This window comes from Aquidulcibacter paucihalophilus (assembly GCA_030285985.1).
GTDB lineage: Bacteria > Pseudomonadota > Alphaproteobacteria > Caulobacterales > Caulobacteraceae > Brevundimonas.
This window is the reverse complement of the sequence record CP127384.1, coordinates 1,775,951-1,801,403: the sequence shown is the minus strand read 5'-3', so window position 1 is coordinate 1,801,403 and position 25,453 is coordinate 1,775,951. Positions and strand designations below refer to the sequence as shown.

Genomic DNA, 25,453 nt, shown 5'->3' with positions numbered 1-25,453 from the left:
CAAGGCTGGCCCGCCGGGCGGAGCGCGGCAAGTTAATCCGCCGTCATACGCGGCGAGGTTCAGGCCTTGTCGGTGACCGCATAGACCATGATGCCGGTGGCCACGGCGAGGTTGAGGCTGTCGGCCCTGCCGCGCATGGGAATCTTCACATTGACGTCGCAGGCCGCGGCGAGCGTATCGGTCAGGCCGGCCTGTTCATTGCCCATCAGGATCAGGGCCGGATAGGCGATGGCGGCGTCGTGGTGGCCGACCGTGGCGTCCAGCCGGGTGCCGATGACGCTGCCGGGCCACATCTGGCGCCAGGCGATGAACTCTGCCGGGGTGGCGCGGGCGATGGCGACGGCGAAGACCGACCCCATGGTGGCCCGCACAGCCTCGACGGAGAAGGGATCCACGCAGTCGCCGATCAGGATGACGCCGCCGCAGCCGGCCGCGTCAGCCGTGCGGATGATGGTGCCCAGATTGCCGGGATCACGGACCTGCTCCAGCGCCACCCAGGCCGGGGCCGAGGCGGGCTGGATCGCGGACAGGGGTGTGTAGACCTGGTCGAAGACGCCCAGCACCGTCTGCGGATTGTCGCGACGGCTGATCTTCTCGAGGATGGCGTGGGTGACGACCACGACCTCGCCGCCGGCGGCGCGGGTCGCCTCGCGGGCGCGCTCCAGAATGGGATGCGGACGGGCGTCCTCGCCGACCAGCAACAGGCGCGGAGCGCGTTGCTGATCAAGGGCTTCACCGATGAACTTGAGGCCTTCAGCGAGGAACTGACCCGTCGCTTCGCGTTCCTTGCGCATGTGCAGGGCGCGGACGTTCTTGACCGTGTCATTGGTCAGGGAGGTGATGAGGCGGTCGCTCATGCCGACCAGCGCGCGAAGAAGCTGAGGCCGATGGCGCGGCCGTCCGGGCCGTCCTCGGCCAGGGCCAGTTCGCCCCAGTCGATGACCCCGCCGCGATCGGCGGTGGCCTCCGCCATCAGATGGGCCAGGGACAGGCCGGAGACGCGGGCGGCATAGGCGTTGAGCAACAGGAAGGAGGCGTCGTCCGACAGAAGGGCGGCGCAGTCCTTCAACAGGGCCGGCATGTCCTCGAACAGCCGCCAGACCTCACCGGTCGGGCCGCGCCCGTATTTCGGCGGGTCCAGGATGATGCCGTCATATTTCGAGCCGCGCCGGACCTCGCGGGCAACGTATTTGCGGGCATCCTCGACGATCCAGCGGATTGGTTTGTCGGCCATGCCGGACAGTTCGGCGTTTTCGCGGGCCCAGGCGACCGACTTCTTGGAGGCGTCGACGTGGGTTACCTCCGCGCCGGCCGCCGCGCAGGCCAGGCTGGCCACGCCGGTGTAGCCGAACAGGTTCAGGATCCGCGGCCTGTTCAGTCGCCGGATCCGCCCGTCCAGCCACTCCCAGTTGGCGGCCTGTTCGGGGAAGAAGGCGAGGTGGCGGAAGGGCGTGAAGCGGCTGGTGAAGCGCACGTCGCGCCAGGCCAGGGGGAAGCTGTCGATCGGATTGCCCGCGAACCGCCAGCGGCCCGTCTCGTCCTCGTCCGTCGGATCGAAGACCGCGTCGGCGGCGTCGAAGGCGGCGGGATCACGCGGTGACCAGAAGCACTGGGGCTCGGGGCGGACCACGGTGTGGCGGCCGTAGCGCTCGAGCTTGCGCCCGCCGCCGCTGTCCAGCAGGGCGTAGTCCGCCCAGGCGCGGGTGACGAGGGTCTCAGGCGACGGGTTGAGGCGCGGCGGCATGACCCGCTGATAGGCGGAGAGGCGCGGTCGCGTCCAGCATGTCGTGTGTTTCTCCGTCGGCGGCAGGGAGCGATTCCGCGTCGGCGGCCGGGTCACGCCGATGAGGGGTCTTGTCCCAGGCGAAGGGGTCGAGCACCAGACGCCATGCCGCATGGGCGAAGGCGAGTGACAGAAGGGCCCAGTAGGCCGGTGCCCGGATCATGTCCCCGGCGTCATAGGGCGCTCCGGCCCGCCTTGCCCCGATGGCGCAGGACAGCCATGCGGAGGCCGTGCCGAGCACCAGGACGCAGAGCGCCAGGACCGGCGTCTCCGGCGGCAGGCCGGCCATGACGGATACCAGCGCAGTCGCCGCGACCCAGGCGAGGGTCAGGCCATGGATCGCCGCCGAAACGAGGCCCGCGCCAAGGGTCATGGCCAGCGCCAGCAGGCCCCGCCAGCCCAGTTGCCATGGCCGGCGGGTGTGGACACCCCAGGTCTGGAGATAGCCCTTAAGCCAGCGGGTCCTTTGCGGCAGCCAGTGCGCCAAACCCCCGGGCGGTGCCTCCCAGGTCGGGTGCGCTATTACACCGAGGGTCCAGCCCCGGCTCCAGAGCCGGAAGCCCAGATCGGCGTCCTCGGTCACATTCCACGCATCCCAGCCGCCGATGGCGCGAAGGACGTCGACGCGGAAATGGTTGCTGGTGCCGCCGAGCGGGAAGGGCAGGCGCAGCCGCGCCATGCCGGGCAGGATGGTCTCGAACAGCCCCGCATATTCAGCGGCGAATTGACGGTCGATGAAGCGGGATCCAGCGCTGACCGGCGCGCGGATCCGAAGCGGCGCCTGCAAGCAGGCCAGACGGCCATCGCGGTCGTCAGCGAACCGTGCGGCGGCCTCCCGAAGCTGGGCGGGATGGGGTGCATCCTCGGCGTCATAGACAGTCAGGAGCGCGCCCGTGGCATGGGTCAGGGCGAAGTTGAGGGCGCGCGGTTTGGTCTGGGGTTTGCCGGGCGGGGTCACCAGCACGTCCAGCCAGTCCGGACGGGGCGCGGCCAGGGCGGCGGCGATCGTTTCGTGGTCGTGGGCTTCCAGCACCAGAAAGCCCTGAAGCCGGTCGGGCGGGTAGTCGATGCGCGAGAGGCGTTCGACCAGCTGGCCGACGATGTCGGCTTCATCATGCAAGGCCGCCAGCACGGTGTAGCGTGGCCAGATCGCCGGGATCGGCGCTTCGCGCGGGGGCGCTGCGCTGAGCAGAATGAGGACAACGCGCCAGATCGCGACGGTCAGGAAGGCGAGCGCCGCGACGGTAATGAGCCCATCGGAGACTCCCCCGGGCCAGAACCTGAGCGAGAGCGCTCCCGCCGCCGCCGCGGCCGCAAGGCAGAGGATCTGAACGGGTGCAAAGGCCCGCATGGACGCGCTCTGGTCGAGCGGCGGTCCGTATCGCGCGGCGTCTCGCCGGCGATCTTCCAGATCGCTGAGCTGAACTCTCTCCACTACCAAGGGTTACCTTGGCGATTCGCGCGCTGCAAGCGATTGGCGTGGGGCGGGGAATGTCGCTATTCAGGACCCCGACGTCCGGAGCCGCCCGCGTGACTGTTGCCGCCACCCCTCTCAACCTGCGTTCCCAGCGCAAGCCCAAGGGCGAGGGCCATGCCCGCCGCGCGGAAATCCTCGCCGCGGCGGAACGCATCTTCGTCGAGCACGGCTATGAGGGGGCGACGATCCGCAAGATCGCGGACGAGGTCGGCCTGTCCTCGACCGCGCTCTACATGCATTTCGCCGAGAAGGGCGAGATCCTGCACGAGATCTGCCGGCAGGCCTTTGCCGCCCTGCTGGAGATGAACCAGTCGATCGTGGCCGAACCCGGCGGGCCGGACGAACGGCTGCGGCGCATGCTGCGCGCCTATGTCGAATTCGGCTTCGCCAATCCGAACGCCTACCGGCTGATCTATATGACCCGTCCGGTTGAGCTTCAGCACGGTGCCCAGTCAGCGGCGCAGGAACTGGGCGGGGGCCTCTACCGGTCGTTCGAAGCCGTGGTCCGGGACGCCGAGGCGGCCGGGTTGCTGCGGGGCGATGCGCCGACGACGGCTCAGGCGCTGTGGGCCGGGTGCCACGGGGTGGTGTCACTGGTGATCACCAAGCCGTATTTCGACTGGGTCGAGCGCGACACCCTGGTTACGACCCTGCTGGACGGTTTGTTCGCAGGCCTGCTGAAGCCGTGAGGCGGCTGGCGGGGACGCTGGCCGGACTGGTGCTGCTCGGAGCCGGCGTTGCCGAGGCCCGGCCGTTGCGGGTCATGGCGTTGGACCAGTGCGCCGACCAGTATGTGCTGGCGCTGCGGCCGGATGCTGAACTGGCCCTTTCGCCCCGCGCCGACGATCCCGATGCCTGGCTTCGGGACGCGGCCGCTGGACGGCGGCGGGTGCGGCCGACGCTCGAGGCGGCGATCGCCTTCCGGCCCGATGTGGTCGTCCGCTACTGGGGCGGAGAGCCCCGTCTTCTGGCCCGTCTTGAAGCGACCGGTGTGCGGGTCGTGACGATCGAGGATGCAACCGATTTCAACGGAGTAAGGGCGGATATTCGCACAGTCGCGCAAGGACTGGGCGTGCCGGAACGGGGCCAGGCCCTGACGGCGCGGATGGATGCGAGGCTGCGCGCGGCCGCCCTGGGACCCTTGGCCCCCAGGCCATCGGCCCTGTATCTGACCGCGGGAGGCTTCACCGCGGGCAGAGGTACGCTGGTGGACGCCATTCTGGCGGCAGCCGGATTCGCCAATGCGGCCCCCGGGCCGTTCTTCGCGCCGGTCAGCGTGGAGCGGATCGCCCTGTATCCGCCCGCCCGGTTCGTGCTGGGCTTCTTCGATCAGGTGCGGGGCGACTGGCGTGGCCCGGGTCGGCATCCGGTCGTGCAGAGGGCGGCCCGGGGCAAGGTGTCTGCGAGACTGCCGGCAGCGGCCCTGACCTGTCCTGCCTGGTTCGCGGCCGATGCGGCGGCGATGCTGAAGGCCGGATCATGACGCGGCCCTCCCGGCTGACGCTGGTCCTGGCCGGCCTGATCCTGGCGGCGTCCGCGTTGGGAATCCTGCTGGGCGAGACCGTTTTCGACATGGCGCAGATGAGCCAGGCCTTTGCCGATCCGGGTTCGGGTCCAGCGGAGGTGTTGTGGCAGGTGCGGGCGCCGCGCGTGGCGACGGCCCTGATGGTCGGCGCGGCGCTGGGCCTGTCTGGGGCAGTGATGCAGGGGTTGTTACGCAATCCGCTGGCCGATCCGGGCGTGCTGGGCGTGTCGGCGTCGGCGGCGCTGGCGGCCGCGGCGGCGATCGTGCTCGGTGCGGCTGCGGCACCGGGCGCGGTGGAGGTCTCGGCGCTTCTGGGGGCCGGGCTGGCGGGTGGCCTGCTGATCCTGTTCTCGGCGCGGGTGCGGTCGCCGGAGGCGCTGATCCTGTTCGGCGTGGCGGTGTCGAGTTTTGCCGGCGCGGCCACGGCCCTGATCTTCAACCTGTCGCCGTCGCCGATCGCCGCGGCGGAGGTGATGAGCTGGCTGCTGGGCTCGGTACAGAACCGTAGCTGGATCGATGTGGCCTGGGTCACGCCGGCGGTCCTGGTGGCCGGTGCGCTGGCTGCGCTGGCGGCACCGGGGCTGCGGATGCTCAGTCTCGGCGAGGAGACGGCGCGAACCTCGGGCCTGCCGATGGCGCGGCTCCGACTGCTGGCCCTGCTGGCCACGGCCCTGGCCACGGGTGCCGCTGTGGCGGTCGCCGGCGTGATCGGCTTTGTCGGTCTGGCGGCCCCCCATCTGGTGCGCAGCGCGGTGCGGGGGGATCCCGGACGGCTGCTGCTGCCGTCCGCGCTGGCGGGCGGGCTGATGCTGGTGGTCGCGGACCTGCTGGCGCGGATGAGCCCGACGGATCAGGAACTGAAGCTGGGGGTGTTCACCGCCCTGGTCGGTGCGCCCCTGTTCGCGATGATCGCCTGGCGAGCGGCGCGGGAGTGGCGGCTGTGACGGCCTTTCTGACCATGTGGGACGCGGACGCCCGTATCGGCGGACGCACCGTGCTGGACGGCGCTGACGTGCTGGTGGAAGCGGGCCAGCTGGTGACTGTCGTCGGTCCGAACGGGGCCGGCAAGTCCAGCCTGATCCGGGCGTTTGCCGGACTATTGCCGCTGACCGGAGGTGTCGTTCGTCTGCAGGGCGACGATGTGACCACCCTGTCGCTGCGGGCCCGCGCGGCGCGCGTATCCTATCTGCCGCAGGATGGGCGCATCGCCTGGAACCTGCCTGCGATCGAAGTCGCCGCCCTTGGCGTGCCCTTCCTGTCGGGCGCGGAGGCCATGACCGCAGCGCGCGCCGCGCTGGATGAGGTCGAGGCCGGACATCTGGCCGACCGCGGCGTGGCCGAGATGTCAGGCGGCGAGCGGGCGAGGGTGTTGCTGGCGCGGGCACTGGCAGCCCATGCGCCGGCGCTGCTGGCAGATGAGCCGACGGCGGGGCTGGATCCGGACGCGCAGTTGATGGTGCTGGAGCGGCTGAAGGCCCGCGCCGCGGCGGGGCAGGCGGTGCTGGTCAGCCTGCACGATCTGGGCCTTGCGGCGCGGTTCGCGGACCGGGTGGTTGTGATGAACGCCGGACAGGTCGAGGCCCATGCCGCGCCGCTGGAGGCGCTGACGCCCGAGATCATGGCGCGTGTGTTCGGACTGGCGGCGCGCTGGGTCGAGGGGCCTGACGGGCCCCTGCTTTCAAGCGGCCGCTATTCCGTCGGCTCGCCCTCGGGCACCCGGACCGCGTCCTCGCCGGCATAGGTGTAGGGCGCGGGTCCGGCCGGGACACCGCGGCGCAGGTCCTGGGACAGGCTCAAGGGGGCCGATCCGCCGTTCAGGCGCGCGCGATAGACCTGCATGTTTTCCATGACTCGCATCATATAGTTACGAGTCTCGGTGAAGGGCGCGCACTCGATGAAGTCGACGGGATCGGCCGTTGCGCCGCGCGGGTCGCCGCAACGCGCGACCCATTGCGGCGGGCGTCCGGGTCCGGCGTTGTAGGCGATGGTCGTCAGCAGCATCGAGCCGCCGAAATCGCTGGTCAGGTCGCCGAGATGGAAGCTGCCCAGCGTCATGTTGAAGTCGGCGTCATAGAGCCGCTCATCCGAATAGGGCAGGCCCAGCTGACGGGCGACCGAGCGCCCCGTGGCCGGGATGAACTGCATCATGCCCCGGGCATTGGCATGGGACCGTGCGCGAGGATCGAAGCTGGATTCCTGCCGCGTGATGGCGAGGGTGAACTCGATCGGTGCCGCGCCGGCGACCGCAGGCGGCAGACGGACCGGGTACTGCCGCTCGGGGATCAGGAAGCCGCGCTGGCTGGCGGCCCGGCCCACCATCATGGCGGTGAAGCCTTCACCGTAGTTGCGCGACAGATCCATCAGCAGGGCCAGGCCGGCGGGACCTGGCAGGTCATCGTCCAGCTGGAAGGCAAAGACGCGGAACAGGCTCATCTCGCCGGTCTCGCCGAGGATCCGCATGGCGCGGACCACCTCATTGTTATCGAAGGCGGCGACGTCGGCGGCGGTCGGGACTGGATCGGCGGGCAGGTTGATCGTGGTCAGCCCGGCCTTTTCAGCGGCCAGCTGGCCGTAGAAGGTCTGGATGTGGCGGGCACCGTCCCGATAGTGCTGGATGGCGGCGGGGGTATTGCCCTGGGCCTCGGCGGCACGGCCCAGCCAGTAGAGGGCGCGACCCTGGGTGATCGGGGTCGAGGACATCTGGCGCAGGGCCTCGAAATGCCGCGTCGCGCGAACCGGGTCGTTCAGCTTCACCAGCGCCGCCCAGCCGGCGAAGAACTCGGCATCGACCTTGCGTTCGCCGGCGGGGAAGCCGTGGCCGGCCATGGCGTCATAGGCGGCCTGGCCGTTGCGGCGCTCCAGCGCGTCGAGGAAATAGTTCCGGCGCTCGCTCCACAGGGTGTTCTGGCCCTCGGTGTGCGACGGCGCGGCGGGCAGGGCGGCCAGAAGGGCGAAGCCTTCGGACTGGCGGTTCTGCGAGCGCAGGATGCGGACGCGTTCGAGGGCCACGGCCGGGTCCAGCGCCTGGGTCGGGCTGAGGTTGGCGACGATAGCGTCCGGGCTGTAGGCGGTGCGCAGGGCCATGACGACGTTGGCGACGGCCTGGCGGTCGGACGGGACCAGCGGAATCATGGCGCGGGTCGCCGGACCGTGCGGCCCGAGCAGCAGCATGTTCAGCCGCGCGCTGTGGTCGGCCTCGGTCAGGCTGGAGCCCCAGCGGGTCAGGATGCGGGTCTGGGTCGCGTCGTCGAAGGAGCGGGTGCGCCACCAGTCGGTGATCAGGCGGCGGGCCTCATCGGACCGGCCGCGCTGCTCCAGCGCATCGGCGAGAGCGAGGGCCCCCTGGATGGCAGTCGGTCCGCTGCGGGCGAACAGGTTGATGGCGGCCTCCGGCCCGGCATAGGCGCGGTCCAGCGCCCGCTCGGCGGCGGCGTTGCGGCTGTCGGCCCGGGGCCAGCCGGCGAAGGCGCTGCGGGCGGCGATGAGGTCGCTGACCGGCATCTGGTCGGCCGACGTGTCCAGCAGGGCCCATTCGACCAGCTTGCGGGCGACCGGGTCACCGATCTGCGCGGCGGCGTCGCGGGCACCCGAAATGTCGCGCGAACGGGCCGCGGCCAAGCCTTGGCGGAAGAGCGCCGTGTCCTGGTCGTTCAGCACGCGCGGCTGGTTGCTGACGGGACCCGTGGACGCCACGGCGCTGTACGGCACTTCCTGGGGCAGCAGGGATTCAGGCGCGGGGGCGAGCAGGGCCAGGACGGCCGCAAGGCTGGTAGCGATCATTGCCTGTCCGATCTCCATGCGTCGCGGTTGCGGTCGGGCGACCGGCAACCTACCCTCCAACGCTTAATATCCGGCGACTGTCGCCCCGATTTTCCACGCAGGACCATCTGTCTCAATGACCGCCCCCTTGTTCAAGGGCGTGATCACCGCCCTGATCACACCACTTCGTGACGGAAAGGTGGACGAAGCCGCCTTCACGCAGCTTCTGGAACGCCAGATCGCCGCCGGCATCCACGGCGTCGTGCCGATGGGCACGACGGGCGAGAGCGCCTCGCTGTCGCTCGATGAGCACAAGCGGGTGGTGGAGCTGTGCGTTCAGGTCGCGGCCGGGCGCACCCGCGTTATCGCCGGCGCCGGATCGTCGGCGACCGAAAAGTCGATCGAGCTGGCCCGGTTCGCCAAGACCGTCGGCGCCGACGGGGCCCTGATCGTCACCCCCTATTACAACCGGCCTTCGCAGGCGGGCCTGGCGCTGCATTTCGAGGCGATCGCCGAGGCAGTCCAGCTGCCGGTGCTGCTGTACAATGTGCCTGGCCGGACGGGCGTGGACATGTCGAACGAGACCGTGGCGCGGCTGGCGGCCCATCCAAACATCGTCGGCATCAAGGATGCGACCGGAGACCTGGGCAGGGTCAGCTGGATGCGGGCCAATATCGGCGGGCAGTTCGACCTGATCTCGGGCGATGATCCCAGCTACCTCGGCTACCACGCCCAGGGCGGCGTGGGGGTGATTTCGGTGACGTCCAATGTGGCGCCGGAGGCCATGGTGGCCCTGCACGAGGCCGCGGCGGCGGGCGACTACGCCACGGCGCGCGACTGGCAGGACCGGCTGATCGGCCTGCACAAGGCGCTGTTCCTCGACAACTCCCCGGCGCCGACGAAATACGCCCTGTCGCGCCTGCAGCTGTGTGGCGAGGAGATGCGCCTGCCCCTGTCCCTGACCTCCGATGCGGTGAAGCCGGCCATCGACCGCGCCATGGCGGATGCGGGCCTGGGCTGATGGCGTCCACAGCCCCCAAGATGAAGATCATCGCCGAGAACCGGCGGGCGAAATTCGACTATTTCCTCGAGGACTATGTCGAGGCCGGCATCATGCTGCTCGGCACCGAGATCAAGGCGCTGCGCGACGGGCGGGCCAATATCGCCGAGAGTTATGCGGCGGTGGAGGGGCGCGAGATCGTGCTCGTGAACGCCGACATTCCGCCCTACAAACAGGCCAACCGCTTCAACCACGAGCCGCGCCGGCACCGGAAACTGCTGCTGCACCGCAAGCAGATCGACAAGCTGATCGGTGCCGTACAGCGCGACGGCCAGACCATTATTCCGGTCAAGCTGTACCTGAACGAGGCGGGCAAGGCGAAGATCGAGATCGCCCTGGCCAAGGGCAAGAAGCTGCACGACAAGCGCGAGGCCACAGCCCAGCGCGACTGGCAGCGGGACAAGGCCCGGCTGATGAAGGACCGGGGGTAGATCAGCCCAGCGGCTGGCCCAGGTCGATCATCGGCTGGGCGTCGATGACGCCGGGGGGCGGGGCGGTCATATAGGCTTCGTACCCGCCGGGACCGACCGAGGGCTGGCTCCATTGCTGGATCACCATGCCCATGACGGCGATCAGGCCCGCCATCAGCAGCGCCCACAGCGCCGTCTTCCGTTCCTGAGGTGAAAAGACCCCGTTCGACCCACGCATCACAGCCCTCCAAAGCTGTTCGATCAACGCCAGGTACGCAGCACTGTTCCTCGAGGATGACGCTACACCCGGCGCCCGCTGATTCGCGTGGCAGGAGAGCCACACTCGCCGATTTGGAGAGCGGTGTTCGGTCAGGATTCGATGATTTCGCGGGCCCGCCGGAAGATGGCCTCGAACATGGCGGGGGTCAGCCGGCCGGTGTTCGTGTTGAGGCGGGAGCAGTGATAGCTGTTCAGGATCACATAGCCGCCCAGCGTCGCCTCGACGCCGTGGCCGGGCGGGGCCGCGGAGCCGGACAGGCCCATCGCCTTGAGCACATTGCGCCGCGAGACGTCGCCGAGGGTGACGATGACCTTGAGCCGGGGCAGGGCGGCCAGCCGGGCGGTCAGGAACGGACGGCAGGTGGCCTCCTCGACGGGCAGGGGCTTGTTGCCGGGCGGGGCGCAGCGGACGGCGTTGGTGATCATGCAGTCGACAAGCTGGAGGCTGTCGTCGGGCCGGGCCTCGTACCGGCCGGTGGCGAAGCCGGTCTTCAGCAGGGTCTCGTAGAGAATGACGCCGGCGCCATCGCCGGTGAAGGGCCGGCCGGTGCGGTTGGCACCGGTACGGCCAGGGGCGAGACCCGCGACCAGCAGCCTGGCGTCCGGGTCGCCGAAGGAGGGGGCGGGGCCGTTGAACCAGCCAGGGTTCTGGCGCTGGTTCTCTCGCCGATACTCCACCAGGCGGGGGCAGAGGGGGCAGTCGCGGGGTGGCTCGGAGGGTGTGGTCGGCAAGGCGGGCGAATCCTTCGGCGAGGGGCGGGCGCGCATGTCCTCATTGGTGTATTACGCAGGGATGGAGAAGCCCGGCTCGCAGCAGAAAGCGCCGCCGCCCGTTCCGTTCGACGGCGCGGCCGGGCTGGACGACGCCATTGTGGTGGCGCTGGGCTGCAATGACTGCGGGGTCTGGCGCGACTGCCGCGAGGCGCTGGAGGCGGCGCTGGCGCGGTTCCGGGCCGAGGGGATCGATGTGGTGGCGCGGTCGTCCTGGTGGCGTTCTGCGGCCTGGCCCGATCCGACGGACCCGCCGTTCCTGAACGGGGTGGTCATCGTCCATACGGCGCATGACCCGCATCAACTGATGGCGGCACTGGGCCGGATCGAGGAGGCGTTCGGGCGTCAGCGCGGTGCGGCCAATGCGCCACGGACCCTGGACCTCGATCTGATCGCCTATGGCCGGACGACCGGAGACCTCGACGGCCTGATCCTGCCGCACCCGCGTGCGGCCGTGCGCAGGTTCGTCATGGGCCCGCTGGCGGAGATCGCGCCGGCGTGGATGCTTCCCGGGGGAGAGACGGCGAAGGCGCTGGCCGCGTCGGCTTCGATCGGAAAAGACGCAGTGCCGCTGGGTTGACGCCTCATTCCCGCCCATGCGGCGTTGCACAATTCAGGCTGACCCTATAGTTTGTGCGGTTCTCCCCCCGCGCCCGAGGATATTCATGGCTCGCGTCACTGTCGAAGACTGCATCGAGAAGGTGCCGAACCGGTTCGGCCTGGTCCTGCTGGCGGGCAACCGCGCCCGCGCGATCGCCAACGGCGCGCCCCTGACCCTCGATCGGGACAACGACAAGAACCCCGTCGTGGCCCTGCGCGAACTGGCCGACTCGACCGTCGTGCCGGACGAGCTTCGCGAGACCGTCATCGTTGCCCTGCAACGCGTCGACGAGCGCACCGAAGCCGAGGACGAGGCCGAAATCGTGGGCCTGCTGGCTGAACCCCAGCACATGAACATGGCCGAGGCCGAGCTGATCCGCGCGCTGCAAAGCGACCGCGACGGCGGCCAGGAGGAACGCTACTGACGGCGGATCCCGCCAACGGTATCACCATCCTGCCGGCGCGGCAGCCCGCGCCGACGCCCGAACCCGCCAATCTGAACGATCCCGGCGGTCCGCGTCCTCACGCGGATCCGGAACCCCATCCCCGCTCGAGGGTGCTTCGCCAGTTCGAACTGGTCGAGGCGGTGCGCGCCTATGATCCCACCGCGGACGAGGCGCTTCTGAACCGCGCCTATGTCTATGCGATGAAGATGCACGGCTCGCAGATGCGGGCCTCGGGCGATCCCTATTTCGCGCATCCGATCCAGGTCGCCGGCATCCTGACCGACTACCGGCTCGATACCGCCACCATCGTCACCGCCCTGCTGCACGATGTGGTCGAGGACACCTCGGCCACCCGCGACGACATCGCCGAACGCTTCGGCGAGGAGGTGGCCTCGCTGGTCGAGGGGGTCACCAAGCTGTCGCGGCTGGAGCTTCAGGCCGAGCACACGCGCCAGGCCGAGAACCTGCGCAAATTCATCCTCGCCATCTCGAAGGACGTGCGCGTCCTGCTGGTGAAGCTGGCCGACCGTCTGCACAACATGCGGACGCTGAAGCATGTGAAGCCCGAGAAGCGCGAGCGCATCAGCCGCGAAACGCTTGAGGTCTATGCGCCACTGGGCCGGTCGATCGGCATCCATTCGATCGCGTCCGAACTGGAAGAGCTCGCGTTCGAGCACCTGAACCCGACCGCCCGCACCGCCATTGAGCGGCGGCTGGAGGCGCTGAAACTGGAACACGGACGCGCCATCGACGGGGTCTCCCGCGAGGTCGAACGCGTGCTGGAGGAGGCCGGGGTCCGGGCCAAGGTGTTCGGCCGGCAGAAGACGCCCTATTCGATCTGGCGAAAGCTGCAGCGCAAGTCGGTGGGTTTCTCGTCCCTGTCCGACATCTACGGCTTCCGGGTCATCGTCGAGGCCGAGGACGACTGCTACCGCGCGCTCGGGGTGATCCACCGCGCCTGGCCGATGGTGCCCGAGCGGTTCAAGGACTTCATCTCCACGCCCAAGTCGAACAACTACCGTTCGCTGCACACGACCGTGGTCGGGCCGTCGGGGCTGCGAATCGAGATGCAGATCCGCACCGAGCCGATGGACCGGGTCGCCGAGGACGGGGTGGCGGCGCACTGGGCCTACAAGAACAAATCCTATGGCTTCGACAAGGAGGCCATGGAGCAGGACGGTGGACGCGACCCGCTGCAGAACCTGCGGCATCTGGTGCAGGTCATCGAACACGGCGAGGGCGGCGAGGACTGGGTCGAGCACGCCAAGCTGGAGATGTATCTCGAGCAGGTCTTCGTGTTCACGCCCAAGGGCTCGCTGATCACCCTGCCGCGCGGCGGCATGCCGCTGGACTTCGCCTATGCCGTCCACACCGAGGTCGGGGACACGGCGGTCGGGGTCAAGATCAATGGCGAACTCAAGCCGATGCGGACCCAGCTGCAGAACGGCGACGTGGTCGAGATCGTGCGCGGTGCCAAGCGGGAGATTCCCGTCGACTGGCGCTCCCTGACCATCACGGGCCGGGCGCGGTCGGCGATCCGTCGGCACATCCGGACCTCTGAGCGCGGTGAGTTCCAGAAGCTGGGCCGGGCCACGCTCGACCAGACCCTGTCGCGTGCGGGCAAGTCCCTGGCCGAGGTGTCGCTGAAGGCGATGCTGGAAACCTTCGCCTTCGCTTCGGAGGAAGACCTGTACGAGGCCATCGGCCGCGGTCGGGTGTCGGCGGCCAAGGTCGGCGAGACCCTGTTCCCGGCGCTGAAGGGGCGGCTGAAGGCCGGCCCGGACCGCAAACGCATCGGCGATGAGCAGGCGCGGCTGTTTGTGCGCGGCGGCGGATTGACGCCGGGCATCAGCGTCCATTTTGGCCACTGCTGTTCGCCCGTGCCCGGCGACCGGATCGTCGGCATCCTGGAGCCCGAGGCCGGGCTGACGGTTCACACCATCGACTGTCAGAAGCTGGCCGACTACGCCGACGACGATTCCGTCTGGCAGGACCTGCAATGGACGCCGCAGGCGGAGCAGGGGGCTGTGGCGTCCGCGCGCATCCGCGCCACGATCAAGAACGCCCCTGGTGTCCTGGGGCAGGTCGCCACCATCATCGGTGAGGCCGGCGGCAATATCCTGAATCTGGTCATGAGCCACCGGCAGCAGGACTTCTTCGATGTCGACATCGACATGGAGGTCGAGGACGCCAAACACGCCACGGCCATCATGGCCGCCCTGCGGACCAATCCCTCGGTGGATACGGTCGAGCGGGCGAGGGGGTGAGCGAGGCACCGGGGAGCCCGGACAACGCGGACCAGATGGCCTCGGCCTCTTACCGCCTTGCGGCCCTCGATCCGGACTTCATCCTCAGCGATTCCATGCGCGGCGTGCGCTTTTTCATGGAATACGCCAAGGCTGAGGAGGCCCTGCGGACCTGGGGCGTGAGATCGACCATCGTGGTCTTCGGCAGCGCCCGGATCGGTGAGGACGGGGCCGGCCAGCACGCGCGCTGGTACGCTGAAGCCCGCGCGTTCGGGCGGCTGGCCTCCGAGCGGGGTGGCGCGCTTCGGGATACGCCTGGCCAGCCGAGAGACAATGTCATCGCCACCGGGGGCGGCCCCGGCGTGATGGGTGCCGCCAACCGCGGGGCGCACGACGTCGGCGCGCCGTCGATCGGCTTTAACATCACCCTGCCGCACGAGCAGGAACCCAACGGCTGGTCCACGCCCGAGCTGACCTTCCGCTTTCACTATTTCGCCATGCGCAAGATGCATTTCGCGATGCGGGCCAATGCGCTGGTGGTCTTTCCGGGCGGCTTCGGCACGTTCGACGAACTGTTCGAGATCCTGACCCTGCGCCAGACCGGGAAGTCGCCGGCGATCCCCATCGTCCTCTTCGACGAGGCCTGGTGGCGCTCGGTGATCAATTTCGACGTCCTGATCGAGCACGGGATGATCGCCGCCGACGATTTCCGCCTGTTCCGTTTTGCCGAGGACGCCGACGCAATCTGGCGAACCCTGCTGGATTGCGGCCTGAAGCCAGGCGAAAGCCTGGAATGACGCAGGCGCGTGACTTCTGTTGCGGCCGCGGCTGAGCTAGACACCACGCCATGACCTCAGACGACGTACTCAACGAATTCCGTGGTGCCGGCGCCCTGCGCGAAGGCCATTTCGTGCTGTCCTCGGGACTGCACAGCCCCGTGTTCCTGCAGAAGAACCTGGTGTTCATGGACACGGCGCGTTGCGCCCGTCTGTGCAAGGCGCTGGCGGAAAAGATCACGGCGGCGGTCGGCCCCGTCGACGTGGCCATCTCGCCGGCCGTGGGCGGCATCATTCCCGGCTATGAGACCGCGCGCTGGCTGGGCGTGCCGTCCATGTATGTCGAGCGGGAGGGCGGCACTTTCAAATTGCGCCGCGGCTTCCATGTCGAGCCCGGGCAGAAGGTCGTGATGGTCGAGGACATCGTCACGACGGGGTTGAGTTCGCGCGAATGTATCGCGGCCATCGAGGCGGCGGGCGGTACGGTCGTGGCGGCGGCGTGTATCGTCGATCGGTCGGGCGGCCGGGCCGATGTCGGCGTGCCGCTGGTGGCGCTGGCGACGCTGGATGTGCCCGCATACCCCGCCGACGCCCTGCCGCCCGAACTGGCCGCCCTGCCGGTTGAGGACCCCGGCAGCCGCCGGCTGGCGAGCAAGGGTTAGGCGAATGGCCTCTCCGGTACGCCTCGGCGTCAATATCGACCACGTCGCCACGGTGCGGAATGCGCGCGGCGGCGTTCACCCCGATCCTGTGCGGGCCGCCCGCGAGGCCCTGGCGGCCGGCGCAGACGGCATCACCGCCCACCTGCGCGAAGACCGGCGCCACATCACCGACCCGGACATCGAGGCCCTCAGCCTGCTGTGCGCCGAGGCCGGACGCCCCCTGAACCTCGAGATGGCCGTCACCGACGAAATGCTGGCCATCGCCCTGCGGCACCGGCCGCACGCGGCCTGCCTGGTGCCGGAGCGGCGCGAGGAGGTCACGACCGAGGGCGGACTGGCCGTCGCGGGGCATGAGGCGCGCATCGCACCGGTGGCCAGGGCGCTTTCCGACGCAGGGATAAGGGTGTCCCTGTTTATCGAGCCGACCTCCGAACAGGTCGACGCCGCCCATGCAGTGGGCGCGCAGGTCGTGGAGTTCCATACCGGCCGCTACTGCCATCTGTCCGGCGATGACCGGGCGGTCGAGTTCGAGCGGCTGCAGGCAGCAGCGACGCGGGCCTTCGATCTGGGCCTGGAAGTCCACGCCGGGCACGGCCTCGACTACGTGACGGCCGCCCACATGATGGCGATCGCCGAGGTCCGGGAGCTGAATATCGGCCACTTCCTGATCGGTGAGGCTCTTTTCGTCGGCCTGACCACGGCCATCCACCGGATGCGGGCCGCCATGGACGCCGCGGCGTGATCATCGGGGTCGGCGCGGACCTGTGCGATATTCGCCGGATCCAGACCTCGCTGGACCGCTTTGGAGAACGGTTCAAACAACGCTGTTTCACGGACATCGAGCGCGCCCGGTCGGACCGGAAGCCTGATCCCGCCTGGAGCTACGCCAAACGGTTCGCGGCCAAGGAGGCCTGCGCCAAGGCGCTGGGCACGGGCATGCGGGCAGACGTCTACTGGCGCGACATGGGGGTGGTGAACATGCGCTCCGGCCAGCCCACCCTGGCCCTCACCGGGCACGCCGCCGAACACCTGTCCAGGCTGACGCCAAAGGGTCACGAAGCCCGGATACACCTGACCCTCAGTGACGAGCACCCCTATGCACTCGCCTTCGTGGTGATCGAAGCCTTGCCGATATCTTAATCACGTTATACCGATTTCGCCGCAAAGACCGCGGACAGCGGCTGGGGGACAGAGTAACAATGAGCGACGAGCACAAGCCGCACGACGATCACGGCCACGGTCACGGCGACCATGGCCACGGTCACGATGATCACGGTCACGGTCACGATGACCACGGACATGCCGCGCCTGCCGCCCATGGTCATGACGACCATGGTCACGCAGCGCCCGCCGCGCATGGCCACGACGACCATGGCCACGCTGCGCCCGCCGCGCATGGCCATGACGACCACGGACACGCGGCTCCCGCTGCGCACGGTCACGATGACCACGGACACGCTGCCGCTGCGCATGGTCACGACGACCATGGACACGCTGCTCCCGCTGCGCATGGTCACGACGACCATGGACATGCGCCCGCTGCGCATGGTCACGACGACCATGGACACGCTGCTCCCGCTGCGCATGGTCACGACGACCATGGACACGCTGCTCCCGCTGCGCATGGTCACGACGACCATGGACATGCGCCCGCCGCGCACGGTCATGACGACCACGGCCACGATGCAGGGCACGGTCACGACGCAGGCCATGGGCATGACGATCATGGTCACGCTGCCCCCGCCGCTCATGGTCACGATGACCACGGCCACGCCGCGCCGGCCGCCCACGGCCATGACGACCACGGACATGCCGCGCCCGCTGCGCATGGTCATGACGACCACGGTCACGCAGCGCCGGTCGCCGCAGCCGCCGTCGCCGGGGCCGCTGTGGCCGCCGCAGCCAAGCCGCCCGTCTGGAGCGACTCAGGCGACGCGCCCTTCGAGGACGTCGACGCGACGCCCGTCTACGCCCGCGGGTCAGGCAAGAAGCGCAAGTCCAAGGGCGGCTCGAGCAGCGAAGGTATGGAGATCTTCAAGACGATCTTCTTCGCCCTGCTGATCGCCCTGGTGCTGCGTGTCGTGCTGTTCCAGCCCTTCACCATTCCGTCGGCCTCGATGGAGCCGAACCTCTATGAGGGCGACTACATCGTCGTGTCGAAGTGGAGCTACGGCTATTCGAAGCACTCGATCCCGTTCAGCCCCCCGGTCTTCAACGGCCGCATCATGCTGCCGGGCGTCAGCCAGGAGCCCCGCCGCGGCGACATCGTCGTGTTCAAACTGCCGCGCGACAATGAGACGGACTACATCAAGCGCCTGATCGGCCTGCCGGGCGACCGCATCCAGATGATCGACAATGTGCTGTTCATCAACGGCACGGCGGTCCGTGACGTCGAGATGAGCCGCCAGGACGTCCAGAACCTGTACGGAACCCAGACCGTCATCCAGATGCGCGAGACGCTGCCGGAAGGCCGTGAGATCAACATCCAGGACTGGGGTCCGGGCAATATCTCCGACAACACCCCGGTGTTCGAGGTTCCCGCCGGCCACTACTTCATGATCGGTGACAACCGCGACAACTCGCAGGACAGCCGCTACGACGAGTCCGTCGGCGTGGGTTATGTCCCGGCGGAAAACCTGATCGGCAAGGCCGAGATCATCCTGTTCTCGTGGAAGCCAGGCGCCTCGCTGTGGAACCCCGTCAGCTGGTTCTCGAAGGTCCAGCCGAGCCGGTTCTTCACCGTTCTCGACTGATGGCTGACCGAAGGGCCGAGGCAGTTCAGGCGCTGCGGCGCCGCCTCGGCCACGACTTCCGGGATCCGGCGTTGCTGGACCTGGCCCTGACGCACGCCAGCGTCGGGGAGGGGGCCGAGCGCGATGCGCGCGGGCGGCCGTTCGCGGACAACCAGCGGCTGGAGTTCCTGGGTGACCGGGTGCTTGGGCTGCTCGTGGCCGACCGGCTGGTCCGCGACTTCCCCGGATCCGATGAGGGCGAGATGTCCTCACGCCTCCACGCCCTGGTCGACAAGGCCGCCTGCGCGCGCGTGGCCGAGGCGCTCGGCGTCGGCGACGCGATGCGGCTGTCACCCGGCGAGGCCAAACAAGGCGGCCGGCGGCGCGAGGGCGTGCTGGGCGATGCGATGGAGGCCCTGCTCGCCGCGGTCTGGCTGGACGGCGGCTTCGATGCGGTCCGGACGGTGTTCGACACGGCGTGGAAGGACGAACTCTCCGCCCCACCGCAAAAATCGCTGACCAATCCGAAATCCGCGCTGCAGGAGTGGGCCCTTGGGCTCGGAAAGCCCCTGCCGGCCTACCGGATCGTCGAACGGAAGGGGTCAGACCACGCCCCGACTTTTACCGTGGAAGCGAGCGTGGCCGGATATCCGCCCTTGACCGCACAAGGCCGTTCGCGTCAGGACGCGGAGAAGGCGGCCGCGATCGGCCTGCTGCAGCGTGAAGGCGTGATTTGACCGATACAGAAAACCAGCGGGCCGGCTTTGCCGCCATCATCGGCGCGCCCAATGCGGGCAAGTCCACGCTGGTCAACCGGCTGACCGGAACCAAGGTCTCGATCGTCACGCAAAAGGTCCAGACGACCCGCTTCCCGGTGCGCGGCATCGCCATCGAGGGGAATGCCCAGATCGTGCTGGTCGACACGCCCGGGATCTTCACCCCGCGCCGCCGTCTGGACCGGGCCATGGTCGCCTCGGCCTGGGGCGGGGCTTCGGACGCGGATGTGGTCGTCCACCTGATCGACGCCGCCTCGCACATCGCCTCGGAAGGCAAGGAAGGCCAGGCGGCCGACCGACGCTCGGCCGAGGACACCGAGACCATCATCGCCAATCTGAAGGCGTCCGGGACCCAGGTCATCCTGGCCCTGAACAAGATCGACGGCATGCGCCGCGACACCCTGCTGGCGCTGTCGCATGCGATGTTCGAAACCGGCGTCTACTCCGAGGTCTATATGATCTCAGCCCTCAGCGGCGACGGCGTGGATGACCTCAAGCAGCGGCTGGCGCGGTCGATGCCGGCGGGCCACTGGCTCTATCCGGAGGACCAGTCGGCCGATGTCCCGATGCGGGTGCTGGCGGCCGAGATCACGCGCGAAAAGGTCTATCTGCGCGTCCACGAGGAACTGCCCTATTCGGCGGCGGTGGAGACCACGGCCTTTGAGGACAAGGCCGATGGCTCGGCCCGGATCGAACAGATCATCTATGTCGAGCGGGAGAGCCAGCGGCCGATCGTGCTGGGCAAGGGCGGCCAGACCCTGAAATGGATCGGCCAGAAGTCGCGCGAGGAACTGACTGAACTGCTGGACCGGCCCGTACACCTGTTCATCACGGTCAAGGTCGATCCGAAATGGCAGGACAGCCGCGCGCTCTACGCCCAGTTCGGGCTGGATTTCGACGTCTAGGTCTTGTTTCAGGTTCCCAGACAATCCGGGGGACACCCCCGGCTGACGATGGCTGCCATTGCGCTGCTGGTCGTGGTCGTCGTCGGCCTCGTGGCCTGGCCGACAGTCCGACCCGGGGCGACCGCGACGGCACCCGAGCCGCCTCCGCCGCGGCCTCCGCTCGTGGTGGTCGAGTCCCTGCCGCAGCTGACGGAACAACTGAACCGCTGGGGCGGGTCGGGGCAGTTCACCGGGGGCGTGTTGGTCGCGCGCGGCGACGAGGTGCTGTTCCGGCAGGTCCACGGCTTCGCCAACCGGAGCCTCGGGACACCGCTGGCGCTGAACTCCAGGTTCCGGCTCGCCTCGGTCAGCAAACAGTTCACCGCGGCCGCCATTCTGCGGCTGCAGGATGATGGGGTCCTGTCAGTCGATGATCCGGTCTGCAAATGGATCCAGCCCTGTGCGGCGGCCTGGGTGCCGGTCAGGCTGCATCACCTGCTCGGCCACACCTCAGGCATTCCGGATCTGATGGCGCGGCCCGGCTGGGGCGTTCGACGCGTCACGCCCGCCACCATGGAAGAACTGACGGCTGAATCCACCCAGTACGGGCTCCAGTTCCCGCCGGGGACCAAGGTCCGGTACAACAACGCCGCCTACAACCTGCTCGGCGCCGTGGTCGAAAAGGCCAGCGGGAAGCCGCTGCACGTCTATCTGCGAACCGCCTTCTTCGAGCCGCTCGGCATGGCGGACACCGGCTATGACGACGACGCCTCGGACGTGGTCGTGGGCTACGCCAACCTCGGCGGCGGCGGTCCGTCGCCGCAGCCGGATCACAATGTCAGCATCATTGTCGGGGCAGGGGCGTTGTATTCCACGCTCGACGATCTGCTGGTCTGGCAGCGGGCGCTGCATCACGGTCATCTGCTCAGCCCGCGCAGCCATGCGATGATGATCGCCGACCATGCGCCGTCCGACACGCCGGATGAGCGCGGCCGGCCGAGACGCGACTGGGGCTATGGCCTGTTCAGCAACAGCATCGGCCAGCGGGTCTCGCCGGCGTTCATGGACCGCCAGACCTTCCACACCGGCAGCTGGTCGGGGTTCCGCAATCTGGTGAGCTACCAACCGGACGCGGACGTGACGGTGATCGTCCTGTCGAACAATTTCCACCAGCGGGACGCGGTCTTCCTGCTGTCCCAGCAGGGGATGGCAGAAGCCCTCGGGCGGCCGTTCCCGACGGCGATGACGCGCTAGGCTCGCGGCCGTCAGGGCTTTCCACGCCGGAACGGGAAGACCGCCCGCAGCGAGGCGTTCCGGAGCCACAGGCCGCCCCACATGAACAGACCGAGATAGACGCCGAACAGGGTGTGGCTGAACAGGGGGTTCTCGACACGGAGATTGGTCGCGATGGCCCCGCCGAGCAGGCCGGTCATCAGCACCGCGCCGAACAGGCTGGTGCGCGGGATGACGTAGAGGACCACGCAGGCCAGCTCGATCAGGCCGATCAGCAGCAGGTATTTCGCCGGCCAGCCGAGCGGGGTCATGCTCTGCTCGGCGACCATGTCGGCCATGAGGAATTTGGGCGCGATCGAAGCCGCGAGCATGAACAGGACGAACAGGCCGCTCAGGACCCGCCCCGTCCACACGGAGGGCGCGGTCTTCACTGGTCCGCCTCACAGGTCACGGCCGGCGTGGTGTTGACCATCCACGGCACGCCGAACTTGTCGATCAGCCCGCCGAAACCGGGCGACCAGAAGGTGGCGGAGAACGGCATGGTCGGCTGGCCGCCCTCGACAAGGGCATCGTACCAGCGCCGGGCCTCGGCGGCGTCTTCGGTGTGCAGGGTGACGTCGAAGCCGTTCTTGAGCTGGTCGAGGGGCGGGGCGTATTCGGGCGGCGAATCCGAGCCCATCAGGGCCTGGTCGCCGACCTGCAGCCAGCAGTGCATCAGCCAGTCGCTGTATTCAGGGCCGATCGGCATTTCCGGCGGGGCGTCGCCGTAACGCATGGCGGCGATGATCTCCCCGCCCAGCACCTTTGCGTAGAACTCGAACGCTTCACGGCATTCGCCGCGGAAGCTGAGACTGGTCACGATCTTCATGGTCTTGCTCCGTGAGCCGGTTGATCCGAACAGCGGGTCGTCCTCAGGACGCCCCGCCCGCCGCCAGAAAGGCCTCCAGCCGCTCGAAGGTGCTGGTCCAGCCGTGTTTGTGTCCGGTCAGGCTCTGTTCCGACTTCAGGCCTTCGTGGGTGAAATCCATCAGGGTGCCGCCGTCCGTGGCATCGCTGAGCTGGACGGTGACGAGGGTGTCCACAGGCGGGCCGTCCTCATGCGACTCGTCCCATTTGAAGGTGAAGACCAGCCGTTCATCCGGCACGATCTCGCGATAGACACCGCCCTGCCAGAGGTCCTGACCCGTATCGGGTGAGCGCAGACAGGCGCGCCATTCGCCGCCGACGCGCAGATCCTGGGTGGCGCTGACCGCGGGCCATTCGACCGGACCCAGCCACAGCACCATGACCTCGGGCGTCGTCCACGCGCGCCACACCAACGGACGCGGCGCCGCGAAATGACGCTGCATCTGCAGGGTGGGGCGGGTGGCGATACTGTCGACGAGGGGCATCGGGCGGGCTCTTCAGCGGGTCCGGTCGGGCCGGGCGGTCAGTGGGTCTTGAGCAGTTCGGCCAGCTGGTCGGCGCAGGTCCCCCAGCCTTCATGGAAGCCCATGGCCTCGTGCTGTTTCATCGTCTCGGCGTTCCAGTGACGCGCCGTGGCGACATAGTCGGTCTTGCCGTCCTCCCGCGGGGTTAGCTCGACCGTGGCGACCATGAAGGGCGGGCCGGCGGGCTCCCAGGCCGGGGTGAAGGCGTCGGTCGTGATCCAGCGGCGGTTGGGCTCGACGGCGAGGAAGATCCCGCTGTTCGGCATGACCTCGCCGTCCGGCCCGTGCATGACGCACTTGAACACGCCGCCGGGACGGGGGTCGATCTGGATGTCCGAGATCGACCAGGGCTTGGGCACGAACCACTGCTTCAGCAGCTCCGGCGTCATCCACGCCTTCCAGATCGCCTCGGGCGTCGCATCGATGACGCGGCGAAGGACCAGCGCATGCTGATGGGCGACGCCGTCGGTGTTGCAGGGGTTGGAGTCAGTTTCTTGGGCCATCGGGGTCCCCTTTCTGGATTTTCTTCAAATAGGCGTCGAGACGGTCGAAGCTGGCGTCCCAGTAGCGGCGGTAGTGTTCCAGCCACTCGGCGATACCCTTCATCCCCATGGGTTCAAGGCGGGCAGGGCGCCACTGGGCCTCGCGGCCGCGGCTGATCAGTCCGGCCTTCTCCAGCACCTTCAGGTGTTTCGAGACGGCAGGAAGGCTCATGTCGAACGGGGCGGCGAGGTCATTCACGCTGGCCTCCCCCTCGCACAGCCGGGCCAGGATGGCCCGACGGGTCGGGTCGGCCAGGGCGGCGAATTTGGCGGAGAGGGGGTCGGTGGGCATGGGGTCCGCTTCGTATGTAACTGACAGGTTAAATGAGCGCGATCGGGGCAGCTGTCAACCGCAGAGTTAAATATGGACCGGCTGCCGTGGGAACGGACCAGCCGGGTGGCGGGTTCGAACCGGACCCCCTCCCGGAGACTCCCATGAAAGCCCTCGTCCTGAACTGTACCCTCAAGTCGTCGCCGGAGACCTCCAGCACGGAGGCGCTGGCGAAGGTCGTCATCGCTGAACTCGAAAAGGGCGGGGCGGAGGTGGAGATGGTCAGGCTGGTCGACCTGAATCTCAAGCCCGGCATCAAGACGCGTGAGGGCGAGGGCGACGACTGGCCCGCCGTCCATGCGAAGATCATGGCTGCCAATATCGTCGTCTTCGCAACCCGACCTGGCTGGGCCAGATGTCCAGCGTCTGCCTGCGTGCGCTCGAACGGATGGACGCCATGTTCGGCGAGTTCGACAAGGCGGGCCGTCCCGTCGCCTTCGGAAAGGTGGCCGGTGTGGTGGTCACGGGCAATGAGGACGGGGCCCACAACATTGTCGCCACCGTCTGTCAGGGCCTGATCGACATGGGCTTCACCATCCCCGGCCAGAGCTGGACCTACTGGCACCTCGGCCCGGGACCGGGCCCCGACTACGTCGAGACGGATCAGGGCCACGACTATTCCGACCGCGTCGGCCGCAACGCCGCGCGCAACCTGCTGGCCCTGGCCAAGGTCCTCACACCCGAAACCTATCCGGTTCCGGAGAGTGGCGAGGCCTGACGCCCACACTCCGTTCGTGACGGGGCGGGAAAAGCCGGGATAGGGTGGGGCATGTCCCTGATCGCCCTGACCCTCGCCGCCGCTCTCCAGACCACGCCGCAGCAGGAGGCCGCTGCTGCCCTGGACGCCCTGCACGCCGCCGCCGCGCGGGCCGACTCCGCCGCCTGGGCTGACAGGCTGGCACCCGGCATGGTGTGGATCGGCAATGAGACGTCCGAGCGCTGGGACCGTGACGCCTTCCTAGGCTTCGCCGCGCCGATCTTCGCGCGGGGCGAGGGCTGGGTCTATGCGGCGCGGAATGACGGCCGCGACCGCCATGTGACCCTCGCGCCGGATCCCTGCGCCTGCGTCGCCTGGTTCGATGAAGTGCTGGACAGCCAGACCTACGGCACCGCCCGGGCCGAGGGGATGATGGTGCGTGATGGCGGGGCGTGGCGCGTGCTGCGCTATGCGCTCAGCTATCCGATCCCCAATGATCTGGCTAACGGGATGACGACCGAAATCAAGGCGTTCGAAGCCGCGACGCCCATTGTCGACGCGCCCGGCGAGGCCACCGACACGCCGGAGGAGGAAGCTGCCGCGGTCGTTCTGGACGCCCTGCACGAGGCCGCCTCCAAGGCGGACGGCGCGGTCTATTTCGACCTGTTCACGCCCGACGCCACCTACATCGGCTCCGATGTGACCGAGCACTGGTCGATCGCCGAGTTCCGATCCTATGCCGAGCCCTATTTCAACCGCGGCCGGGGCTGGACCTATACGCCACGGTCCCGCGCCCTGACCCTCGCGCCACTGGACTGCCGCTGCGTGGTCTGGTTCGACGAGGCGCTGGACAGCCAGTCCTACGGCACCAGCCGGGGCACGGGGGTGCTGGTGCGCGGCGCGGACGGCCGGTGGTGGATCGCCCTCTACGCCCTGACCTTCCCGATCCCCAATGCGCTCGCGCGGGACATGACGGCGCGGATCCGGGCGGCGGCGGTGCCTTAACGGGAAACCGGAACATATGGCCAACCCCG

31 protein-coding genes and 1 pseudogene are annotated in these 25,453 nt (G+C 68.7%); 20 read left to right on the top strand and 12 right to left on the bottom strand.

Translation table 11 applies throughout. From position 1 onward, the window contains the following. Positions 1–59: 59 nt before the first annotated feature. From KB221_08720 to KB221_08710, 3 genes are read right to left on the bottom strand one after another with little or no spacing between them, the layout of a single operon-like run. Entirely contained in the window at positions 60–857 is a 798-nt protein-coding gene (locus KB221_08720; GenBank protein WIY68187.1) for an RNA methyltransferase, read from the bottom strand. Then, entirely contained in the window at positions 854–1,744 is an 891-nt protein-coding gene (locus KB221_08715) for a class I SAM-dependent methyltransferase (protein WIY68186.1), read from the bottom strand. The genes KB221_08720 and KB221_08715 overlap by 4 nt, the downstream gene beginning before the upstream one ends. Continuing rightward, positions 1,716–3,134: a glycosyltransferase gene (locus KB221_08710; protein WIY68185.1), complete on the bottom strand. Its 1,419-nt coding sequence runs from the start codon at positions 3,132–3,134 to the stop codon at positions 1,716–1,718. The genes KB221_08715 and KB221_08710 overlap by 29 nt, the downstream gene beginning before the upstream one ends. Positions 3,135–3,313: 179 nt before the next feature. Between KB221_08710 and KB221_08705 the strand changes: the two genes are divergently transcribed. The 4 genes from KB221_08705 to KB221_08690 are packed head-to-tail and all read left to right on the top strand — an operon-like array spanning position 3,314 to position 6,526. Then, positions 3,314–3,949, top strand: coding sequence for a TetR/AcrR family transcriptional regulator (locus KB221_08705; protein ID WIY68184.1), 636 nt, complete (start codon positions 3,314–3,316; stop codon positions 3,947–3,949). Further along, complete coding sequence (locus KB221_08700; GenBank protein ID WIY68183.1) at positions 3,946–4,743, top strand: ABC transporter substrate-binding protein; 798 nt, start codon at positions 3,946–3,948, stop codon at positions 4,741–4,743. Before KB221_08705 ends, KB221_08700 begins: the two co-directional genes overlap by 4 nt. Continuing rightward, positions 4,740–5,729: an iron ABC transporter permease gene (locus KB221_08695; protein WIY68182.1), complete on the top strand. Its 990-nt coding sequence runs from the start codon at positions 4,740–4,742 to the stop codon at positions 5,727–5,729. The genes KB221_08700 and KB221_08695 overlap by 4 nt, the downstream gene beginning before the upstream one ends. Then, positions 5,726–6,526: an ABC transporter ATP-binding protein gene (locus KB221_08690; protein ID WIY68181.1), complete on the top strand. Its 801-nt coding sequence runs from the start codon at positions 5,726–5,728 to the stop codon at positions 6,524–6,526. Before KB221_08695 ends, KB221_08690 begins: the two co-directional genes overlap by 4 nt. Here the strand turns inward: KB221_08690 and KB221_08685 are convergent. Next, positions 6,475–8,565: a lytic transglycosylase domain-containing protein gene (locus tag KB221_08685; GenBank protein WIY68180.1), complete on the bottom strand. Its 2,091-nt coding sequence runs from the start codon at positions 8,563–8,565 to the stop codon at positions 6,475–6,477. The two genes, KB221_08690 and KB221_08685, sit on opposite strands and share 52 nt — an antisense overlap. Before the next feature lie 115 nt (positions 8,566–8,680). Here KB221_08685 and dapA point away from each other — a divergent pair, with 115 nt between their 5' ends. Both dapA and smpB read left to right on the top strand, forming a co-directional pair. Then, the gene (gene dapA, locus KB221_08680; protein WIY68179.1) at positions 8,681–9,565 is read left to right on the top strand and encodes a 4-hydroxy-tetrahydrodipicolinate synthase; all 885 of its coding nucleotides are present in this window, start codon (positions 8,681–8,683) and stop codon (positions 9,563–9,565) included. A 20-nt stretch (positions 9,566–9,585) separates the two neighbouring features. Further along, entirely contained in the window at positions 9,586–10,035 is a 450-nt protein-coding gene (smpB, locus tag KB221_08675) for an SsrA-binding protein SmpB (GenBank protein ID WIY70895.1), read from the top strand. Position 10,036: 1 nt separating this feature from the next. Here the strand turns inward: smpB and KB221_08670 are convergent, their stop codons facing one another. Further along, entirely contained in the window at positions 10,037–10,252 is a 216-nt protein-coding gene (locus KB221_08670; protein WIY68178.1) for a hypothetical protein, read from the bottom strand. A 131-nt stretch (positions 10,253–10,383) separates the two neighbouring features. After that, positions 10,384–11,061, bottom strand: a complete 678-nt coding sequence (locus KB221_08665; GenBank protein WIY68177.1) for a uracil-DNA glycosylase — start codon at positions 11,059–11,061, stop codon at positions 10,384–10,386. Between KB221_08665 and folK the strand changes: the two genes are divergently transcribed. The 7 genes from folK (at position 11,060) to acpS (ending at position 16,934) form a co-directional block, all read left to right on the top strand. Continuing rightward, complete coding sequence (gene folK / locus KB221_08660) at positions 11,060–11,644, top strand: 2-amino-4-hydroxy-6-hydroxymethyldihydropteridine diphosphokinase (protein ID WIY68176.1); 585 nt, start codon at positions 11,060–11,062, stop codon at positions 11,642–11,644. The two genes, KB221_08665 and folK, sit on opposite strands and share 2 nt — an antisense overlap. A gap of 85 nt (positions 11,645–11,729) precedes the next feature. After that, on the top strand, positions 11,730–12,089 hold the full coding sequence (gene rpoZ / locus KB221_08655) for a DNA-directed RNA polymerase subunit omega (GenBank protein WIY68175.1): 360 nt from the start codon (positions 11,730–11,732) through the stop codon (positions 12,087–12,089). A gap of 221 nt (positions 12,090–12,310) precedes the next feature. Then, positions 12,311–14,377, top strand: coding sequence for a bifunctional (p)ppGpp synthetase/guanosine-3',5'-bis(diphosphate) 3'-pyrophosphohydrolase (locus KB221_08650; GenBank protein WIY70894.1), 2,067 nt, complete (start codon positions 12,311–12,313; stop codon positions 14,375–14,377). A 35-nt stretch (positions 14,378–14,412) separates the two neighbouring features. Beyond that, the gene (locus tag KB221_08645; GenBank protein WIY68174.1) at positions 14,413–15,153 is read left to right on the top strand and encodes an LOG family protein; all 741 of its coding nucleotides are present in this window, start codon (positions 14,413–14,415) and stop codon (positions 15,151–15,153) included. 50 nt (positions 15,154–15,203) lie between these two features. Continuing rightward, entirely contained in the window at positions 15,204–15,794 is a 591-nt protein-coding gene (pyrE, locus tag KB221_08640; protein WIY68173.1) for an orotate phosphoribosyltransferase, read from the top strand. Between the two features lie 4 nt (positions 15,795–15,798). Then, the gene (locus tag KB221_08635) at positions 15,799–16,536 is read left to right on the top strand and encodes a pyridoxine 5'-phosphate synthase (GenBank protein WIY68172.1); all 738 of its coding nucleotides are present in this window, start codon (positions 15,799–15,801) and stop codon (positions 16,534–16,536) included. Then, positions 16,533–16,934 carry a holo-ACP synthase gene (gene acpS, locus KB221_08630; GenBank protein ID WIY68171.1) on the top strand — a complete coding sequence of 134 codons (402 nt, stop codon included), beginning with the start codon at positions 16,533–16,535 and terminating at the stop codon, positions 16,932–16,934. The genes KB221_08635 and acpS overlap by 4 nt, the downstream gene beginning before the upstream one ends. 5 nt (positions 16,935–16,939) lie before the next feature. On the opposite strand, the gene KB221_08625 is transcribed toward acpS, so the two are convergent. After that, positions 16,940–17,644: a hypothetical protein gene (locus tag KB221_08625; GenBank protein ID WIY68170.1), complete on the bottom strand. Its 705-nt coding sequence runs from the start codon at positions 17,642–17,644 to the stop codon at positions 16,940–16,942. Positions 17,645–17,818: 174 nt separating this feature from the next. Here KB221_08625 and lepB point away from each other — a divergent pair, with 174 nt between their 5' ends. The 4 genes from lepB to KB221_08605 are packed head-to-tail and all read left to right on the top strand — an operon-like array spanning position 17,819 to position 21,440. Continuing rightward, positions 17,819–18,547: a signal peptidase I gene (gene lepB / locus KB221_08620; GenBank protein ID WIY70893.1), complete on the top strand. Its 729-nt coding sequence runs from the start codon at positions 17,819–17,821 to the stop codon at positions 18,545–18,547. Further along, positions 18,547–19,263, top strand: coding sequence for a ribonuclease III (gene rnc, locus KB221_08615; GenBank protein WIY68169.1), 717 nt, complete (start codon positions 18,547–18,549; stop codon positions 19,261–19,263). The genes lepB and rnc overlap by 1 nt, the downstream gene beginning before the upstream one ends. Then, on the top strand, positions 19,260–20,207 hold the full coding sequence (gene era / locus KB221_08610) for a GTPase Era (protein WIY68168.1): 948 nt from the start codon (positions 19,260–19,262) through the stop codon (positions 20,205–20,207). The genes rnc and era overlap by 4 nt, the downstream gene beginning before the upstream one ends. A 48-nt stretch (positions 20,208–20,255) precedes the next feature. Then, positions 20,256–21,440, top strand: a complete 1,185-nt coding sequence (locus KB221_08605; protein ID WIY68167.1) for a serine hydrolase domain-containing protein — start codon at positions 20,256–20,258, stop codon at positions 21,438–21,440. An 11-nt stretch (positions 21,441–21,451) separates the two neighbouring features. Here the strand turns inward: KB221_08605 and KB221_08600 are convergent, their stop codons facing one another. Genes KB221_08600 through KB221_08580 form a run of 5 tightly spaced genes read right to left on the bottom strand, consistent with a single transcriptional unit; the run spans position 21,452 to position 23,683 of the window. Further along, positions 21,452–21,850, bottom strand: a complete 399-nt coding sequence (locus KB221_08600; protein ID WIY68166.1) for a DoxX family protein — start codon at positions 21,848–21,850, stop codon at positions 21,452–21,454. Beyond that, positions 21,847–22,287 (bottom strand): VOC family protein, encoded by a 441-nt coding sequence (locus KB221_08595; GenBank protein ID WIY68165.1) that lies wholly within the window; start codon positions 22,285–22,287, stop codon positions 21,847–21,849. Before KB221_08595 ends, KB221_08600 begins: the two co-directional genes overlap by 4 nt. A 43-nt stretch (positions 22,288–22,330) precedes the next feature. Next, positions 22,331–22,810 carry an SRPBCC domain-containing protein gene (locus KB221_08590; GenBank protein ID WIY68164.1) on the bottom strand — a complete coding sequence of 160 codons (480 nt, stop codon included), beginning with the start codon at positions 22,808–22,810 and terminating at the stop codon, positions 22,331–22,333. Between the two features lie 38 nt (positions 22,811–22,848). Further along, positions 22,849–23,352: an SRPBCC family protein gene (locus KB221_08585; GenBank protein WIY68163.1), complete on the bottom strand. Its 504-nt coding sequence runs from the start codon at positions 23,350–23,352 to the stop codon at positions 22,849–22,851. After that, entirely contained in the window at positions 23,336–23,683 is a 348-nt protein-coding gene (locus KB221_08580; protein WIY68162.1) for a metalloregulator ArsR/SmtB family transcription factor, read from the bottom strand. The genes KB221_08585 and KB221_08580 overlap by 17 nt, the downstream gene beginning before the upstream one ends. A gap of 143 nt (positions 23,684–23,826) precedes the next feature. Here KB221_08580 and KB221_08575 point away from each other — a divergent pair. The 3 genes and pseudogenes from KB221_08575 to KB221_08565 all read left to right on the top strand — a co-directional run bounded on the left by KB221_08575 (position 23,827) and on the right by KB221_08565 (position 25,424). Beyond that, positions 23,827–24,027 (top strand): annotated as a pseudogene (locus tag KB221_08575) (NAD(P)H-dependent oxidoreductase). Positions 24,028–24,077: 50 nt separating this feature from the next. Beyond that, positions 24,078–24,440, top strand: coding sequence for a hypothetical protein (locus KB221_08570; protein ID WIY70959.1), 363 nt, complete (start codon positions 24,078–24,080; stop codon positions 24,438–24,440). A 51-nt stretch (positions 24,441–24,491) separates the two neighbouring features. Next, complete coding sequence (locus KB221_08565) at positions 24,492–25,424, top strand: nuclear transport factor 2 family protein (protein ID WIY68161.1); 933 nt, start codon at positions 24,492–24,494, stop codon at positions 25,422–25,424. Positions 25,425–25,453: the final 29 nt, after the last annotated feature.